General features: G+C 58.5%; 14 protein-coding genes and 1 tRNA gene. 6 read left to right on the top strand and 9 right to left on the bottom strand.

Features of this window, described 5'->3' with window-relative positions; translation table 11 throughout:
* Window positions 1–293 precede the first annotated feature (293 nt).
* Window positions 294–370, bottom strand: a tRNA-Val gene (locus AB4Y89_RS17410).
* A 111-nt stretch (window positions 371–481) separates the two neighbouring features.
* Here AB4Y89_RS17410 and AB4Y89_RS17415 point away from each other — a divergent pair.
* Window positions 482–1,114 carry a CDP-alcohol phosphatidyltransferase family protein gene (locus AB4Y89_RS17415; RefSeq protein ID WP_442302210.1) on the top strand — a complete coding sequence of 211 codons (633 nt, stop codon included), beginning with the start codon at window positions 482–484 and terminating at the stop codon, window positions 1,112–1,114.
* 76 nt (window positions 1,115–1,190) lie between these two features.
* Here the strand turns inward: AB4Y89_RS17415 and AB4Y89_RS17420 are convergent, their stop codons facing one another.
* From AB4Y89_RS17420 to hscA, 3 genes are all read right to left on the bottom strand, one after another.
* Window positions 1,191–3,122, bottom strand: coding sequence for a PAS domain S-box protein (locus AB4Y89_RS17420; protein WP_442302211.1), 1,932 nt, complete (start codon window positions 3,120–3,122; stop codon window positions 1,191–1,193).
* A 219-nt stretch (window positions 3,123–3,341) separates the two neighbouring features.
* A complete protein-coding gene (locus tag AB4Y89_RS17425) occupies window positions 3,342–3,782 on the bottom strand; it encodes a 2Fe-2S iron-sulfur cluster-binding protein (RefSeq protein ID WP_442302212.1) in 441 nt (146 codons plus the stop codon).
* A 5-nt stretch (window positions 3,783–3,787) separates the two neighbouring features.
* Window positions 3,788–5,758 (bottom strand): Fe-S protein assembly chaperone HscA, encoded by a 1,971-nt coding sequence (gene hscA, locus AB4Y89_RS17430; protein WP_442302213.1) that lies wholly within the window; start codon window positions 5,756–5,758, stop codon window positions 3,788–3,790.
* A 202-nt stretch (window positions 5,759–5,960) separates the two neighbouring features.
* Between hscA and AB4Y89_RS17435 the strand changes: the two genes are divergently transcribed.
* Both AB4Y89_RS17435 and AB4Y89_RS17440 read left to right on the top strand, forming a co-directional pair.
* Window positions 5,961–6,767 (top strand): helix-turn-helix domain-containing protein, encoded by an 807-nt coding sequence (locus AB4Y89_RS17435; RefSeq protein ID WP_442302214.1) that lies wholly within the window; start codon window positions 5,961–5,963, stop codon window positions 6,765–6,767.
* A gap of 52 nt (window positions 6,768–6,819) precedes the next feature.
* Entirely contained in the window at window positions 6,820–7,257 is a 438-nt protein-coding gene (locus tag AB4Y89_RS17440; RefSeq protein ID WP_442302215.1) for a VOC family protein, read from the top strand.
* Window positions 7,258–7,431: 174 nt separating this feature from the next.
* On the opposite strand, the gene hscB is transcribed toward AB4Y89_RS17440, so the two are convergent.
* A complete protein-coding gene (hscB, locus tag AB4Y89_RS17445; RefSeq protein WP_442302216.1) occupies window positions 7,432–8,043 on the bottom strand; it encodes a Fe-S protein assembly co-chaperone HscB in 612 nt (203 codons plus the stop codon).
* 288 nt (window positions 8,044–8,331) lie between these two features.
* On the opposite strand from hscB, the gene AB4Y89_RS17450 reads away from it, so the two are divergent.
* Window positions 8,332–9,072: a 3-oxoacyl-ACP reductase family protein gene (locus AB4Y89_RS17450; RefSeq protein WP_442302217.1), complete on the top strand. Its 741-nt coding sequence runs from the start codon at window positions 8,332–8,334 to the stop codon at window positions 9,070–9,072.
* 171 nt (window positions 9,073–9,243) lie between these two features.
* Here the strand turns inward: AB4Y89_RS17450 and AB4Y89_RS17455 are convergent, their stop codons facing one another.
* On the bottom strand, window positions 9,244–9,711 hold the full coding sequence (locus AB4Y89_RS17455; RefSeq protein WP_442302218.1) for a HesB/IscA family protein: 468 nt from the start codon (window positions 9,709–9,711) through the stop codon (window positions 9,244–9,246).
* A 98-nt stretch (window positions 9,712–9,809) separates the two neighbouring features.
* Between AB4Y89_RS17455 and AB4Y89_RS17460 the strand changes: the two genes are divergently transcribed.
* Together AB4Y89_RS17460 and AB4Y89_RS17465 are read left to right on the top strand one after the other, a co-directional pair.
* Window positions 9,810–10,682: a helix-turn-helix domain-containing protein gene (locus AB4Y89_RS17460; RefSeq protein ID WP_442302219.1), complete on the top strand. Its 873-nt coding sequence runs from the start codon at window positions 9,810–9,812 to the stop codon at window positions 10,680–10,682.
* Between the two features lie 265 nt (window positions 10,683–10,947).
* Window positions 10,948–11,919 (top strand): alpha/beta fold hydrolase, encoded by a 972-nt coding sequence (locus AB4Y89_RS17465; RefSeq protein ID WP_442302220.1) that lies wholly within the window; start codon window positions 10,948–10,950, stop codon window positions 11,917–11,919.
* Between the two features lie 468 nt (window positions 11,920–12,387).
* Here the strand turns inward: AB4Y89_RS17465 and iscU are convergent, their stop codons facing one another.
* The 3 genes from iscU to AB4Y89_RS17480 form a co-directional block, all read right to left on the bottom strand.
* Window positions 12,388–12,810: a Fe-S cluster assembly scaffold IscU gene (gene iscU, locus AB4Y89_RS17470; protein ID WP_442302221.1), complete on the bottom strand. Its 423-nt coding sequence runs from the start codon at window positions 12,808–12,810 to the stop codon at window positions 12,388–12,390.
* A 76-nt stretch (window positions 12,811–12,886) separates the two neighbouring features.
* Complete coding sequence (locus AB4Y89_RS17475) at window positions 12,887–14,140, bottom strand: IscS subfamily cysteine desulfurase (RefSeq protein WP_442302222.1); 1,254 nt, start codon at window positions 14,138–14,140, stop codon at window positions 12,887–12,889.
* An 84-nt stretch (window positions 14,141–14,224) separates the two neighbouring features.
* Complete coding sequence (locus tag AB4Y89_RS17480) at window positions 14,225–14,677, bottom strand: RrF2 family transcriptional regulator (protein ID WP_442302223.1); 453 nt, start codon at window positions 14,675–14,677, stop codon at window positions 14,225–14,227.
* Window positions 14,678–14,836 lie beyond the last annotated feature (159 nt).

The raw sequence follows: 14,836 nt of genomic DNA on the forward strand, positions 1-14,836 counted from the left end.
GGTGTTGGAGAAATCTGCGAATGCCGTTTTCTTCTAAGGAAAACGGCGCAAACTGCAAACGCTTCGCTCTACACCCTTAGGAGAACTGCTCTAGCTTTCATATGGACCCGCGCACACACGAAGTCCTATCACTCGATGTTGATGATATGCAGTCGTCGTTCTCTGTGAAAAAGGCCGTGCCCTCGTCCGCGAACTGACACGTCACCCCAAATGAATGCAAGCACCTAGCTCCTTATTGAAGCGAGGTGGAGCGGTGGCGAATCCTGGGGAAACCCCGTAAGTTTTGAAAAGGATGGTAGGCACGAGCGGATTCGAACCGCTGACCTCTACCGTGTCAAGGTAGCGCTCTAACCAACTGAGCTACGCGCCTGCGAGGTCGATAGGCATCCAAGAGTACATCCAGGAGACGCCCACCACTCAATTGTACCAAAGTATGTCCCGACTGAGTCTCGAAGGGGGCGCGGGGTGTAGGATGGCCGCGATGCTTTCCCAGGTACACGAGGGCGCTTCAGCTAAGATTCAGCTAAGTACTTTGAACGTCTTCGCACAGTTTCGTACGGCTCCCAATCTGCTCACGCTGTTGCGGCTCTTTCTGGTGCCGTTTCTGGTGATCGAAATCTTCGACGGCAAGTGGTCGGGCGCCTTCATCCTTTTTGTGGCTGCCGGCATCTCCGACGGTCTCGACGGTATGCTGGCGCGCAAGCTGGCCCAGCGCACCACCCTGGGCCAGTACCTCGATCCCATCGCGGATAAGCTGCTGCTCTCCACGTTGTTTCTGGTAGTGACGCATGAGGGGCTGGTACCGCGCTATGTGACGGTGCTGGTCTTCAGCCGCGATCTCGGCATCCTGCTGGTCTGCACCTTGTTGTATGTCACCAATACCCTCCGAGACTTTCCTCCCAGCATGCTGGGTAAGGTGAATACGGCTGTTCAGATCGTCACGGTCATTCTGATCTTGGTGCAACAGGTGTGGATGTGGCTCCCCTTTCAGACTCCGATCGATCTGCTGCTGCGTGCTATCTCCATCATTGCTCCCTGCTCTGCTGTCCAATACGCCTGGGCGGTCGCCCGGCGAGTCCAGGAAAGGGCAGCCGCCAACGGCGCCGCCTCCTGATCTTGTCCAGGTTGACTAGAGCATTTTCCCTGTTACTGGGTATCCCGGAAGAGGGGTGCAGTGGGCGCTTAGTCCTTCAGGCTTGTTTTGTCGCACAGCTTGTAACAAGCTGAATGGCGCGCGTCAGATCTTCGCGGCGGAACGGCTTCTGCAGCAGGAAGATCTTCTCGTCTTTCAGAGCACTCTGATTCAATTCATTGCGCGTGTACCCGGACATGTAGATCACAGGTATGGCTGGTTGTTTCGCCGTGATCTGTGCGCCTATCTCGACGCCGCTCATTCCGTTCGGAAGCACGACGTCGGAGATAAGCATATCGATCTCACCAAGCTGCTCATAGAGAGCCATGGCGCTCGGGCCATCCTCTGCGGCAAATGCTTCATAGCCCATATGGTTCAGCAGGCGTTCGAGCATCTTGCGAATCGACGAGTCGTCTTCTACCAGGAGGACGGTCTTCCTGGGGCCGGAGTGAACCGGGCCTGAGGCGGGTGGTTCCGCGGCAGTCGTCTCTGCCTGTTCATGTACGCGCGGCAGATAGAGGCTGACGACAGTTCCACTGCCCAGCTCGCTGGTGATGCCTAGTTGGCCGCCTGACTGCTTTGCGAATCCGTACACCATGCTGAGACCCAGGCCTGTGCCTTTGTTCACGGGTTTGGTGGTGAAGAACGGTTCCAGAACATGTTCCAGATCTTCGCGCGAGATACCTGTCCCTGTGTCTTTTACATCCAGCACGATGTAGTCGCCGGCGGGCAGCTCATGGACGAGAGCCTCTGTTGCGTCCATCGTGTGATTTCTACCGGAGATGATGATCGTTCCACCGTGCGGCATCGCATCGCGCGCATTGACGACCAGATTCAGGATGGCGCTCTCCAATTGACTCGGATCAACGAGCGTCTTCCATAGATCGTCGGGCAGTCGCTGTTCCACCCGGATCTCTTCACCCAGGCTGCGCGCCAACAGATCGGCCATCTCGCTTACTTGTGAGCGAAGATCGACGATTCTCGCTTCAAGAGACTGCTGCCGGGCATAGGCGAGCATGCGCCGCGTCAAACCGGCTCCACGGGCGACGGAAGAGAGTGCATCTTCTACCATCTCCCGAATACGGTGATTGTCCTCAGCCTCATCCGCGATGCCTTCCAGGTTTCCCAGGATGATCATCAACAGGTTGTTGAAGTCATGGGCGATGCCGCCGGTCAATTGGCCGATGGCATCCATCTTCTGAGATCGCCGCAACTGCGCTTCGGTCGTATTGCGTTCCGTCACATCCAGCGCCACAACCATGCGTGCCGGTGTCCCTTCATAGACCACGGCATGGCTGAAGATATCGACCTCGATCAGCTTGCCGTCCTTCGTCCGGTGCCGCCAGTTCCTGCTTCGTTGGTAACTCTCACGGTCGACGGATCCAAGGTTCTTCCGTAACCGTTCCATCTCTCCTTCAGGGCGGATGTCCTGAATCGTCATCGACAGGAACTCGTCACGGGTGTAGTTGTAGCGGTTCAGCGCTGCCTCATTCACTTCCAGAAAGCGCAAGGTTTCCTGGGAGTAGAGCCACATCGGCAGCGGATTGCGTTCGAAGAGGTAGCGGAACTTCTCGCGGTTATTCCGAAGGTTCTCTTCGGAGTGACCCAGCTTTACGGATTTTTCCGCCAGCATATCCCGCAGCCGCTCCATCTCGAGCCGGCTGTGTTTCAAAGAGATTTCCAGCTCTTTACGTGCGGAGAGATCCGTAATGGAGGCCAGGAACGGATCACCGGAAGCACCGTCTAGCATCCCTAGCCGCACCTCCACTGGAATCGCCGTACCGTGTCTGGAGACGGCCGTGAACTCCGCATGGCTCTTCGCGGCTTCAGCGTGTCCGCGTCTGCGAAATTCGGGAAGAAGCGTTTCGATCTCTTTGCCGATCAGCTCATCAGCTGAATAGTCAAAAAAAGCCTCTGCCCCACCGCTGGCTGCGAGGATCAGACCATTCCGGTCGAATAGCAGGAGCACACCAGGTAGCGCCCTGACCATGGCTCGGAGCGAAAAATCCGCCCCCCATGACAATTCGCTGACAGGAGGCATCGGCACCATGGCACCATTGTCAGGAACAATAGAGGGTCCGGGGAGGGGCCGTCCTGTGTGGATTGTGAAGCATTCCCGTTTTGGTACGAGTACCTAACTTGGAGTCACCGCTTAAGGGGTGGATAAGGTTCCTTAAGTAATCTGCCGTGCTAAAACCAAAGCACTATATCAGTCCTTTTTTTCGTTCGCCAGCGCCAGCGGTTTGCCTTCGCTGACGTAGTTTCGATTCCAGCTTGGGATCTCCACCGTATAACTTCCAGGCTTCGTAATGATGGCCTGACAGCCAAGACGGGAGTTTAGTTGTGGCCCAGCAGCCTGGTCGATGCGGTCCAGTTCATCATCCTCGGGTTCAGAGAGACCCGCCGCCCCTTCCTTCACATAGACATGGCAGGTGGTGCAGGCGCAGGAGCCTCCGCAGGCGTGGTCCAGAAAGATGTGATAGTTCTCAGCCACATCCAGGAAGCTCATCGGCTTGCCGTGGTGATCGTAGGGCATGGTGCCGAACTTGAACTCCACCGTCTTGCCCTCGGGCAAAAACGTTACGCGCACCATGTCAGCAGCGGGAGGCTTGCTGAGGTCAACCTCGGGAAGATTTGTGGTATCTGACATATCTTTTAGTCCTTCTTTTCTTCGGGCTTCGCTTCGCTGATCTGTGCGGGTGCGAAGGGGTGCGGCGCTGTGGGGCCCTCTCCCATTTTCTCACCCGCGGCATCCATGGTTTGTCCCGTGAGCGCTCCGGCAACGGCGGAGTCCATCATTAGCTCCGCGAAGCGCCGAGTGGCTTTATCCAGGCCGTCGATTGCCGTGCGAATGATCTTGTAGTCTCCGCCCTTCAGCGAGGCGTCGAGTTCGACTTCGGCGATCTTGATAGCGGCGAGTTCGTCGGCATTCAACTGCTGCCAGGCAAAATGCTTCTTACCCTTTTCGACCGCGTCGATGATCGTGGCGGCTTCGTTCCTTGCTTCGATCAACTGGCGTTCGGCGAGGTCGGCTTCCGCATTGTCGAAGCTCGAGAGAATCATCTCTTCCACCTGCTCGTCGGTGAGGCCGTAGGTCGGCTTCACCTCGATCTCCGCCTCTTTGCCGCTGCGCTGTTCGCGAGCGCTGACGTGCAGAATGCCGTTGGCGTCGATAAGGAACTTCACCTCGATGCGCGGCATACCGGCGGTCATGGGAGGAATTCCCTTGAGGTCGAAGCGGGCCAGGGAACGGCAGTCCTTCGCCAGCTCACGCTCGCCCTGCACCACGTGGATGGCGACATTGGTCTGTCCGTCGACACCGGTGGTGAAGTGCTCGGTCGCGCTTGCCGGAATGGTGGAGTTGCGCTGAATGATCTTAGCGACGACACCGCCAAGCGCTTCAATGCCGAGCGAGAGCGGAGTGACGTCAAGCAGCAGCAGGTCTTCGGTTGCGGCCGAGCCGCCGGCAAGGATGTCGGCCTGTACGGCAGCGCCAAGAGCCACGACCTCATCGGGATTGAGCTCGGTGTGAGCCTTCCTGCCACGAGCGCTCAGCCCAAAGAGCGTGTCTACCAGAGCGCGTACTGCAGGAATGCGGGTGGAACCACCGACGAGGACGACTTCGTTGATCTGATCCGGTTGCAGAGCGGCGTCTTTGAGGGCCTGCTTTACCGGACCAGCGGTGCGCGCGATGACATCGACGATCAGGCTTTCAAACTGGTCGCGTGTGATCGTGCGCTGGTACTTGCGGCCGCCGGGCAGGGCGGCGTCAATCCGCGTCTCCTGTTCCGAGGAGAGAGCGATCTTGGCGTCGATCACAGCTTTGCGTACAGCCTGCACGGTCTGCGGATTGGCGGCGAGCGCGGGGTCGATCTCGTTGGCGATCTCATCGAGCGCAATCGCCAGCAGCAGGTGGTCGATATCGTCACCACCGAGGTGCGTGTCTCCGTTGGTGGAGATAACCTCGAAGATGCCTTCGTGCAGTTTGAGGATGGAGACGTCGAAGGTTCCGCCGCCGAGGTCGTAGACGGCGACAATGCCTTCCTTCGCGCGGTCGAGGCCATAGGCCAGAGCGGCTGCCGTGGGTTCGTTGACCAGGCGCAGCACCTCAAGGCCGGCGATGCGGCCGGCGTCTTTGGTGGCCTGCCGCTGCGCGTCGTTGAAGTACGCGGGAACGGTGATGACAGCCTTGGTGACTGCCTGGCCAAAGAAGCGCTCGGCGTTCCTCTTCAACTGGCCCAGAACCAGAGCGGAGATCTCCGGTGGCGTCATCTCGCGGTCGCCAACTTTGAGCCGCAACACTTCACCGGCTTTGGAGGCGATCTGAAAAGGGAAGAGCTTTAACTCATCCCGAACATCTTCCAAACCACGCCCCATCAGGCGCTTGGCGGAGTAGACAGCGCTGCCCGGATGGCTCAGCAAGGTGGCGCGCGCCGGATTGCCCACGATCGCGCCTTCGCCGGTGAACGCAACCACCGAGGGGACAAGGTTCGATCCGTCTTCGCCCGGAATGACCACCGGCTTTTCACCTTCCATAAAGGCGACGAGGGAGTTCGTTGTACCGAGGTCGATACCGACCACGCGGCCCGCGGGCTGAATGCTCTCAATCTGTAAAAGATCTGCCATAAACAAGGGTCCACTGGCGGCTGAAAGCCGCAGAGGCGCAACATACTATTGTCGCATTCTTCTGATGACGGCACAGCAAAGGCGATGCGCGGTCTAGGGCATTTTCCCTGTTGCTGGGTATCCCCGAAGAGCGCGTGCAGCGGCGTTTTCATTGCGGCAAACGCCCATAGATGTGGAATCCTTCATTACACCTACAGGGAAAATGGTCTACCTCGAATACAAGCCGAAGGCGCCGCTCGCGCGATGGGTGAAGACGCTCTGGTACGTCCGTACACCCGGCATGGTGAGCACCGTGCAGCGCGTCCTGCCGAATGGTGACACGCAGATCGTCATCAACCTGGCGCACGCGCACTGTCATGGAGTTCTTCGTTCCGGAGAGCGATTCCTGCAGGCCCCATCGCTTCTGGTTGGGCTGCAGCATGGGTACCAGACCATCGACCTCGCGGACACCGAAGAGATGGTCGGCGTGGTCTTTGCTCCCGGCGGGCAGCGGCGTTTCTTCGCGGAGCCGGCGGCGCAGCTTTGCGGCCAAGAGACGGATCTGGAATCGCTGCTCGGTAAGGATGCCGCAACCCTCCGTGAGCGCCTGATGGACGTCTCCGGTCCGGAGTTGAAGTTTGCCGTGCTCGAATCGTTCTTGCGCGGCAGGCTGGGAGCCGCACCCCTGCACCCGGCGGTACGTTCCATGTTGCTGGAGATCCGGCGGCATGCGACGGCGTGCTCGTTGGCAGATGCGAGCAAGGCAACGGGCCTCAGCGATCGCAGAGTGCGCGATCTGTTTCGCGAGGAGATCGGTGTGTCTCCGAAGTCGTTTCTGCGGATCCTGCGGTTTCAGCGGGCGGTGCAGCAGTTACATCAGGGGACAGAGCAACCGTGGGCAGAGTTGGCGCTGGAGTGCGGATACTACGATCAGTCGCACTTTGCGAATGAGTTTTATGAGTTCTCAGGCATCAGTCCGACGGCCTATTCCCGTCTTGAGCGGCCATGGGCGAACCATCTCGTGTTGTAAAGATTTCCGTTTTTTCCAAGAAGCTTGTTGGCAGAGAGAGGAAGATAGGCGCATGAAAACTCCGGCAGCGAACGTTCCCTCAACTGTGATTCCCGGCATGCGGTATCGCGACTGCGTGGCGGCAATCGAATGGCTTTGTACCGCACTCGGCTTTGAAAAGAATGCCGTATACATGAACGCTGATGGTATACGCGTCGACCATGCGCAGCTTACCTTCGGCAACGGCATGATCATGCTGGGCTCGGCGCAGAATGAAACCCCATACACACCGTATGCCGCGACTCCGCAGGAGATTGGCGGACGCGAGACGAGGAGTGTGTCGCTGGTGGTCAGCGACTGCGATGCGGTGTATGCGCTCGCAAAGGCTGCGGGAGCAGAGATGGTCTTCGATCTTGAAGAAAAGTTCTACGGCGGCAAAGGGTTTACGTGCCGCGATCCTGAGGGATATCTGTGGCATGTAGGGACGTATAACCCATGGGCAAAGATGTGAAGCAGGTGGGAGCCGTGGGCTTCAGCCCACGGTTTAGAGCCACATAACAAATGGGCTTTAGCCCTGGGCTCATTTTCTGGAGGACAGAAAGGCCCAGGGCTAAAGCCCATTGATTAGTAAGTCTGAAATCAGCGGGCTGAAGCCCGCTGCTCCCACCTAAGAACATCGTGGTGACTATTCCAACGCTGCGTTGACGTCGCGCACGAGGTTGCGAATGTAGCTGCGGCGATTGAGCAATGCCACTATGCGGTCGCGGGCTTTGGTCTTCGCGGTATCGTCACCTGCATCGACAGCCGCATCCCAGGCTGTCCATAGCGATTCGAGCTCGGTCTGTGCGCTGGCGAGCATGCCTTCGAAGTTCGCCTTTGCGATTTCGAGGTCTTTGCGCAGTTGGGGATCGTCGTCGCCCATCTGTTTGTTCATCTTCATCTCTTCAAGCTGCATGTTGAGCTCGAAGGCTTCTTCGAGAAGCTCCGGCGGAGCCACCTGTTTCTTCTCGGTGCCGGCGGCTCTGGCTGCATCGGTAGCGGCACGTGACTGCTCTTCGAGTTGCACGCCTTCCAATGTCAACAGATATTCCGTACGGGCGATGGGTTCCTTCAACGTGCGATAGGCGTCGTTCAACAACGAGGACTGGCGCAGAGCCTCTTCCTGCTCCGCGACAGGCTTCGCGGCGAAGCGGTCGGGGTGCAGTTTGCGGCTCAGAGTGTAGAACTGCTTCTCCAGGGCGGCGGTGTCGAGATGCAGATGACGGGGAAGACCGAAGAACGCAAAGTAATCACTCATCGATCACCAGTGTATCGGTTAGAGCATTTTTCCTGTTGCTGGTATCCCGAAGGATCGTGCAGCGGCGTTTTCATTGCGGAAAATGCCCATAAATGCACAAGCCCTGCACGACAGCTACAGGAAAAATGCTCTATGCAACAGGCCACGCCGCCATCGCTGTTCTGCCCGCAGCCGGAAGATCATTTCTGCAGTATGGTCATCAGTATCAGTGCTGGTGCATGGGCATCGGTGTCGTTCTATAAATAGGGCATTCAGAAATAAGCCTCAATCAGAACAGGAGAATTCGTCATGGCAAACCTCAGTGGAAGAGCGGCGCTCGTCACCGGCGGCTCACGTGGTATCGGTGCGGCGATCGTCAAGCGCCTCGCCTCCGACGGTGCACAGGTCGCATTTACCTACAGCGCGTCGCCCGATCAGGCACAACAGGTCGTCGATCAGGTTCAGAAGGCCGGAGGGAAAGCCATCGCTATCAAGGCGGATGCGACGGATCAGGCAGCAGTACGCTCGGCCGTGCAGCAGGCGGCAAAGGAGTTCGGCAAGATCGACATCCTGGTCAACAACGCCGGTATCGCCGTCCTGGCGCCTATCGCTGACTTCAGCGAGGCCGACTTTGAGCGCTCGCTCTCGGTAAACGTACGCAGTGTGTTTACAGCCACGCAGGAGGCGGTTCGCAACATGCCTGACGGAGGCCGGATCATCCATATCGGCTCCACCAATGCAGAGCGGATGCCGTTTGCGGGTGGCTCTGTCTATGCCCTGACGAAGGGCGCACTGGCCAGCTTCACGCAGGGACTGGCGCGTGATCTGGGATCGCGCAGCATTACGGTCAACAACATTCAGCCCGGCCCGGTTGATACCGATCTGAATCCAGCGTCCGGACCCTTTGCGGAGACGATGCTGTCATTGTTGGCGCTGAAGCGCTACGGTCATGCCGATGAGATTGCGGGCATGGTGAGTTATCTTGCAGGCCCGGAGGCTGGATACATTACCGGCGCAAGCCTGTTGATCGATGGGGGCTTCGCTGCCTAGAGCATTTTCCTGTAGGTGTAGAGTAGGGCTTCCGCATCTATGGGCGTTTTCCGCAATGAAACGCCGCCGCACGCCCTTCCGGGATACCCAGCAACAGGAAAAATGCTCTGAGGGCTGCATGCAAGAGGCCGGCCACGATGGCCGGCCTCTCGTTGTCTTCTCTAAGAGCTTTTATGCCGTGAACGACGATCCGCAGCCGCAGGATTTCTGCGAGTTGGGATTGATGAAGTTGAAACCCTGGCGCATGAGGGTCTCTTCGAAGTCGAGGATCATGCCGTTCAAGTAGAGGAAGCTCTTGGGATCGACGAAGATGCGGACCCGTTCGCTGTCCTGCTCAAACTCCCACACGCGGTCGCGTTCACGCGGCTTGGTATCGAAGCGGATGGAGTAGCTCAGACCGGAGCAGCCGCCGCCGGTAACGCCCAGCCGCAGACCTCCGTCGGTACCGGAGATGCCTTCCTTGTGCATGGCGGCACGGACGCGGCGGATCGCCTTTTCTGTCACGGAGATGCCGGTGGCTTTTGCATTCAATTCGGGCGCTGCCACCGCCGTCGCCAGCGGCGAGGAGAGCTTCTGCTCCTCGGGCGCCGGGGCGCTCATGGCGTTGCTGGTGGTCGAGCTGATGGAGACAGTGGACATAGATATTTAGATGCGACAGGGAACCCGTCCGCATCATTTCCAGTATATCGTTCCAGCACAAACGGAGCCGTCCTGGAACCATGCGCAGGGAGGGAACCATGCCGCAGGCAGAGCCAAAACCGCTGATTCTGGCCCAGGGAGCTTCGAAACAGGGCGTAATCTTCCAGCTTCGGCGCGATCCTGCAGGGACGCTGGAGATGCCGGGTCTGGAGAATGCTCTGATTGCCGTCCACGTGGGACCGGCGGCCCGAGTCGCCTGCCGCCGCGAAGGGAGGTGGTTCTCGGGAACGGCCGTTCACGGTGACATCGATATCATTCCCGCTCACGTGCCGGCACGCTGGCAGATGCATGACGAAAATGACATGGCGCTGCTGCTCAGCATGCCGGGGAAACTTCTTCGCTCCGTGGCCGAGAGCAGCGGCCTGAATCCGGACAAACTGGAGCTGCTCAACCGCTACCAGGCGCGTGACACAGAGTTGGAGACGCTGGCCTGGGCGATCAAGCGCGAGATTGAAAACGGCTTTCCTTCCGGAACGCTCTACATGGATGGACTGTCCCTGGCGGTTGCATCGCGCCTGGTGACGCGGCACAGCTCGTTGACGGTGCGCGAAACCCGCGCCAGGCAGTCGCTAAGCGGGCACAGGTTGAAACAGCTTCTTAGCTTCATCGAAGAGAACATCGCCGAGGATCTCTCGCTTGGTCAGTTGGCAGGGACGGCCGGCATGAGCCAGTCACACCTGAAGTCTGTCTTTCGGGAGGCAGTGGGGACGCCGGTGCATCAGTATGTCATCCAGCGGCGTGTGGACCACGCCAAACGGCTGATGCGGCATGGTGGCCTGACGATGGCAGAGATCGCCCAGGCCGCGGGGTTTGCGCATCAGAGTCACATGGCGCGCCATCTGCGGCGCGCCGAGGGAACGGCGCCGATGGAGCTGCGGCGCAGGATGACGGAGATGACGGCGGCGGATTAGAGAGAAGCGGGTCCTTCGCTAATCACCCCAGCGAACAAGTTCGCTGGGGCCCCGATCGCTCAGGATGACAAGTAAGCAGCGGTTCGCGCGTAGCGCGAATACCCACGTCCCAAAATCGGGACACCACCCCAACGAACAAAGTTCGTTGGGGACCCGGGACATGGGGCACCCGGAGTATGGGCTCATCATGGATCGTCCGCTGAATGTGCTCATGAGCGTCTGAATGTGCGCGAAAGGTTTGTCTGGGCTGGCGATACTGCGATCTATGACTCGCAGAGACCTTCTTCGCTCCTCCGCTTTTGTCGCAGCCGGTTCGTGCTCACCCATCATTGCGGTGGCAGAGAATCAGCGGCTCGATGTGAACTGGTACACCCGTTCTCGCAGGTTTGCCGAACTGAGCTTTGGCCGCATTGCGTATGTCGAACACGGCCGGGGCCCAGCGGCGCTCTTCATTCATGGATATCCGCTCAACGGCTATCAGTGGCGCGGTGCCCTTGAACGGCTACATGGCGAACGCCGCTGTATCGCGCCCGATCTGATGGGGCTCGGCTACTCCGAGCCGAATGCAGGACAGGCCATCACTCCGCAAACCCAGGCGGAGATGCTGGCGGCATTGCTCGATCATCTGAAGGTTGAGAGCGTGGATCTGGTAGCCAACGACAGCGGCGGCATTACGGCGCAGATCTTCATCGCTCTGTACCCGCATCGTGTACGTTCGCTGCTGATGACCAACTGCGATGTGGACACGAACAATCCACCGCCGCAGTTCGCACCTTTCATCGAGTTGGCGAAGAAGGGAATACTGGCCGATCGTTTCATTGTGTCGCAGCTGCAGAACAAGGAACTGGCGCGGTCGCAGAAGGGAATGGGGCAAGCCTTCAGCTATCCGGAAAAGCTGGCGGACGAGACGATTGACTACTACCTTAGCCCGATTGCGGCAACAACGCAGCGGCGGGAACAGTTTCATTCCTACACCGTTGCGCTTGGAGAAAATGTCCTGGTTCCGATGCGAGAGCAGCTTCATTCATGGAGCGGACATGCACGCATGATCTGGGGACTGAAAGACTCGTTCTTCCCGGTGGAGTGGGCCGACTGGTTGAACACTACGCTGCCGGGGGCTCGCGGCGTGAAGCGGGTGCCGGATGCGAATCTCTTCTTTCCGGAGGAGATGCCGGACCTGATTGCGGGGCAGGCGAAGATGCTGTGGGATATAGAGCATTTTCCCGTTGCTGGGTAGCGAAAGCGACGTGCAGCGGCGTTTTCATTGCGGAAAACGCCCATAGATGCGGAAACCCTACTCTACACCTACAGGGAAAATGCTCTAGGGCCGAAGACGGCGGCATAGCGTGAAGTCTGATCACGTCGAGAATCACCAATTCGCGCGTTTGCTAATGCATCGACAAATTCCAAAGCAGTACAGTCTCGTTGCCCCATTCTTCGCGGTTTTATCGCGAAGGGTGGGGTATCGCGCTTCGCGCGACCGTCTTTCTATGCCTAACGTTGATGTAAATAGGAGTGCTCAGGAAAGTGAAGGCCAGGCCCATGTCCCCGAGGGACACCACCCCAGCGAACCAAGTTCGCCGGGGAACCCGAATATCCCACCCATCGCGATGCGATGGATGGGGCACCCAGTGCATCGCTTGGTTTTTAAAACACAAAGGCGCAGACCTTAGTCTGCGCCTTTGGTTATGAATGCCGAAGGAGACTAGTGAGCGACAGCGGCCGGAGCGGCAGCCTCGGTCTCAACGCTGTTCTTCTTCTTCCAGTCGCCGATCGCGGCGCGGATGGCGTCTTCCGCCAGAACCGAGCAGTGGATCTTGACCGGAGGAAGCGCGAGCTCCTTCACGATGTCGGTGTTCGAGATGGAGAGAGCCTCGTCGATGGTCTTGCCCTTCACCCACTCGGTGGCGAGCGAGGAAGAAGCGATGGCCGAACCACAGCCGAAGGTCTTGAACTTGGCGTCTTCGATGACCTGTGTCTCGGGGTTGACCTTGATCTGCAGGCGCATCACGTCGCCGCACTCGGGTGCGCCGACCAGGCCCGTGCCAACATCCTCGGAGCTCTTGTCCAGGGTGCCGACGTTGCGGGGGTTGTTGTAGTGGTCTACGACCTTATCGCTATATGCCATATTTCGTTTCCTCCCTCACGGGTTCCTTGAGTCTTAGATTAGCTTTCAGGGACGAAGGTTCGTCCGAATTCTCTGTTTAGTGTGCTGCCCACTCGATCTTGCTGAGGTCGATGCCTTCCTTCACCATCTCGTAAAGCGGGCTGAGTTCGCGCAGCTTCTGCACTACGTCGATCAGTTTGTCGGCAACGTAATCTACTTCTTCGATCGTGTTGAAGCGGCCGAGGCCGAAGCGGATGGAGCTGTGCRCAACGTCGTCACCCAGGCCGAGGGCCTTGAGCACATAGCTGGGCTCCAGGGTGGCCGAGGTGCAGGCCGAACCGGAGGAGACAGCGATGTCGTTGATGCCCATCAGCAGGCTCTCGCCTTCCACGTACACGAAGCTCATATTCAGGTTGCCGGGCAGATGGTGCTCCATGTTGCCGTTGACGTGAATATAGTCAAGCACAGACTCGAACTTCTGGCGGAGGTGATCGCGCAGGGAGGAGAGCCGCTTCGACTCTTCTTCCATCTCCTGGCCGGCGAGCTCACAGGCCTTGCCCAGGCCGACGATGCCGGGAACATTCAGCGTGCCCGAACGCATGCCGCGCTCGTGTCCGCCGCCATTGATCTGTTCCGAAATCTGCACACGTGGGTTGCGGCGGCGAACATACAGTGCGCCTACACCCTTAGGTCCGTAGATCTTGTGGCCGGAGAGTGAGAGAACGTCGATGTTGTCCTTGATGACGTTGACTGGGATCTTGCCTACAGCCTGCACGCCGTCACTGTGGAAGAGCACGCCCTTCTCATGGCAGAGCTGTCCGATTTCGGCAACCGGCTGAACGACGCCGATCTCATTGTTGGCGTACATGATCGAGACGAGGATGGTCTTGTCGTCAATGGCGCGCTTCAGGTCTTCGATGTCGATGAGGCCGTCGGCCTTTACCGGCAGGTAGGTGACGCGGTAGCCCTGCTTCTCGAGTTTCTTACAGGTGTCGAGAGTGGCCTTATGCTCGGTAACCTGAGTGATGATGTGGTTGCCGCGCTCGCGATACATCTCGGCGATGCCCTTGATGGCGAGGTTGTTGGATTCAGTCGCGCCCGAGGTGAAGATGATCTCCTTGGCGGTAGCGCCGATCAGCTTCGCGACCTGCTCACGGGCATTCTCTACAGCCTGCTCCGCCTCCCAGCCGAAGCTGTGGTTGCGGCTGGCGGCGTTTCCGAAGACGGTGGTGAAGTAGGGCATCATCGCCTCCAACACGCGCGGATCCAGCGGCGTGGTGGCGTGGTTGTCCATGTAAATGGGGAGCTTCACACCCTTCGGCGCGGCAACGGTAGCGGCAACAGTGCTCATAACTCTTGATCTTCTCCTTACAATCTTTCTCGTCCGTGAATCGGACTTTTATGCGCTTACAGCGCAATCGCTGTAGCTCATGGCTTATAGCGCAATCGTTACCAGGCCACTGCCCAGCGCAGTTCCGGTCTCTGGCGATTCAGCCAGGTCCCCAATCGTAATGCCGCTCAGCAGTTCTTTGATGCTGTCATTCACCTTGCGTAGCGGTTCTTTGATGGTGCAGGTACTCGTCAGGTCGCACGCGCCGTGAATCGTAATGCAACTGGTAATAAACAGCGGCCCATCGATCGTGCGGATAACCTCAAAGGCGCTGATCTCGTTTGCCGGCTTCGCCAGCGCATAACCGCCGCGCGTGCCTGCGGTTGAGACCAGCAGGCCGCCCTTGGCGAGCGTCTGCAGAATTTTCGCAAGCAACTGAGCGGGAATATGGTAGGCCTCGGCAATGTCTTTGGCGCTCTGGGCACCGTTATCCACGTGCTCGGCCAGATACTTCAGAGCCATCAGCCCGTAGTCCGCTTTTTTTGTCAGCCTGAGCATGCCGTTTCGCCTGGGAATCGTACAGACCCGGAGGTCTCACGATATAGGACAAGTCTAGTCCACCCTCAGGGTGAAAGCAACACCTATTAGACGATAATTATTATCAAAGTTGGTGAATGGCGTTGACATAATGGCCATTGCGGGTAAAAATCCGAGTCA

It is taken from the genome of Terriglobus sp. 2YAB30_2 (assembly GCF_052114765.1).
In the GTDB taxonomy this organism is placed as follows: Bacteria; Acidobacteriota; Terriglobia; order Terriglobales; family Acidobacteriaceae; genus Terriglobus.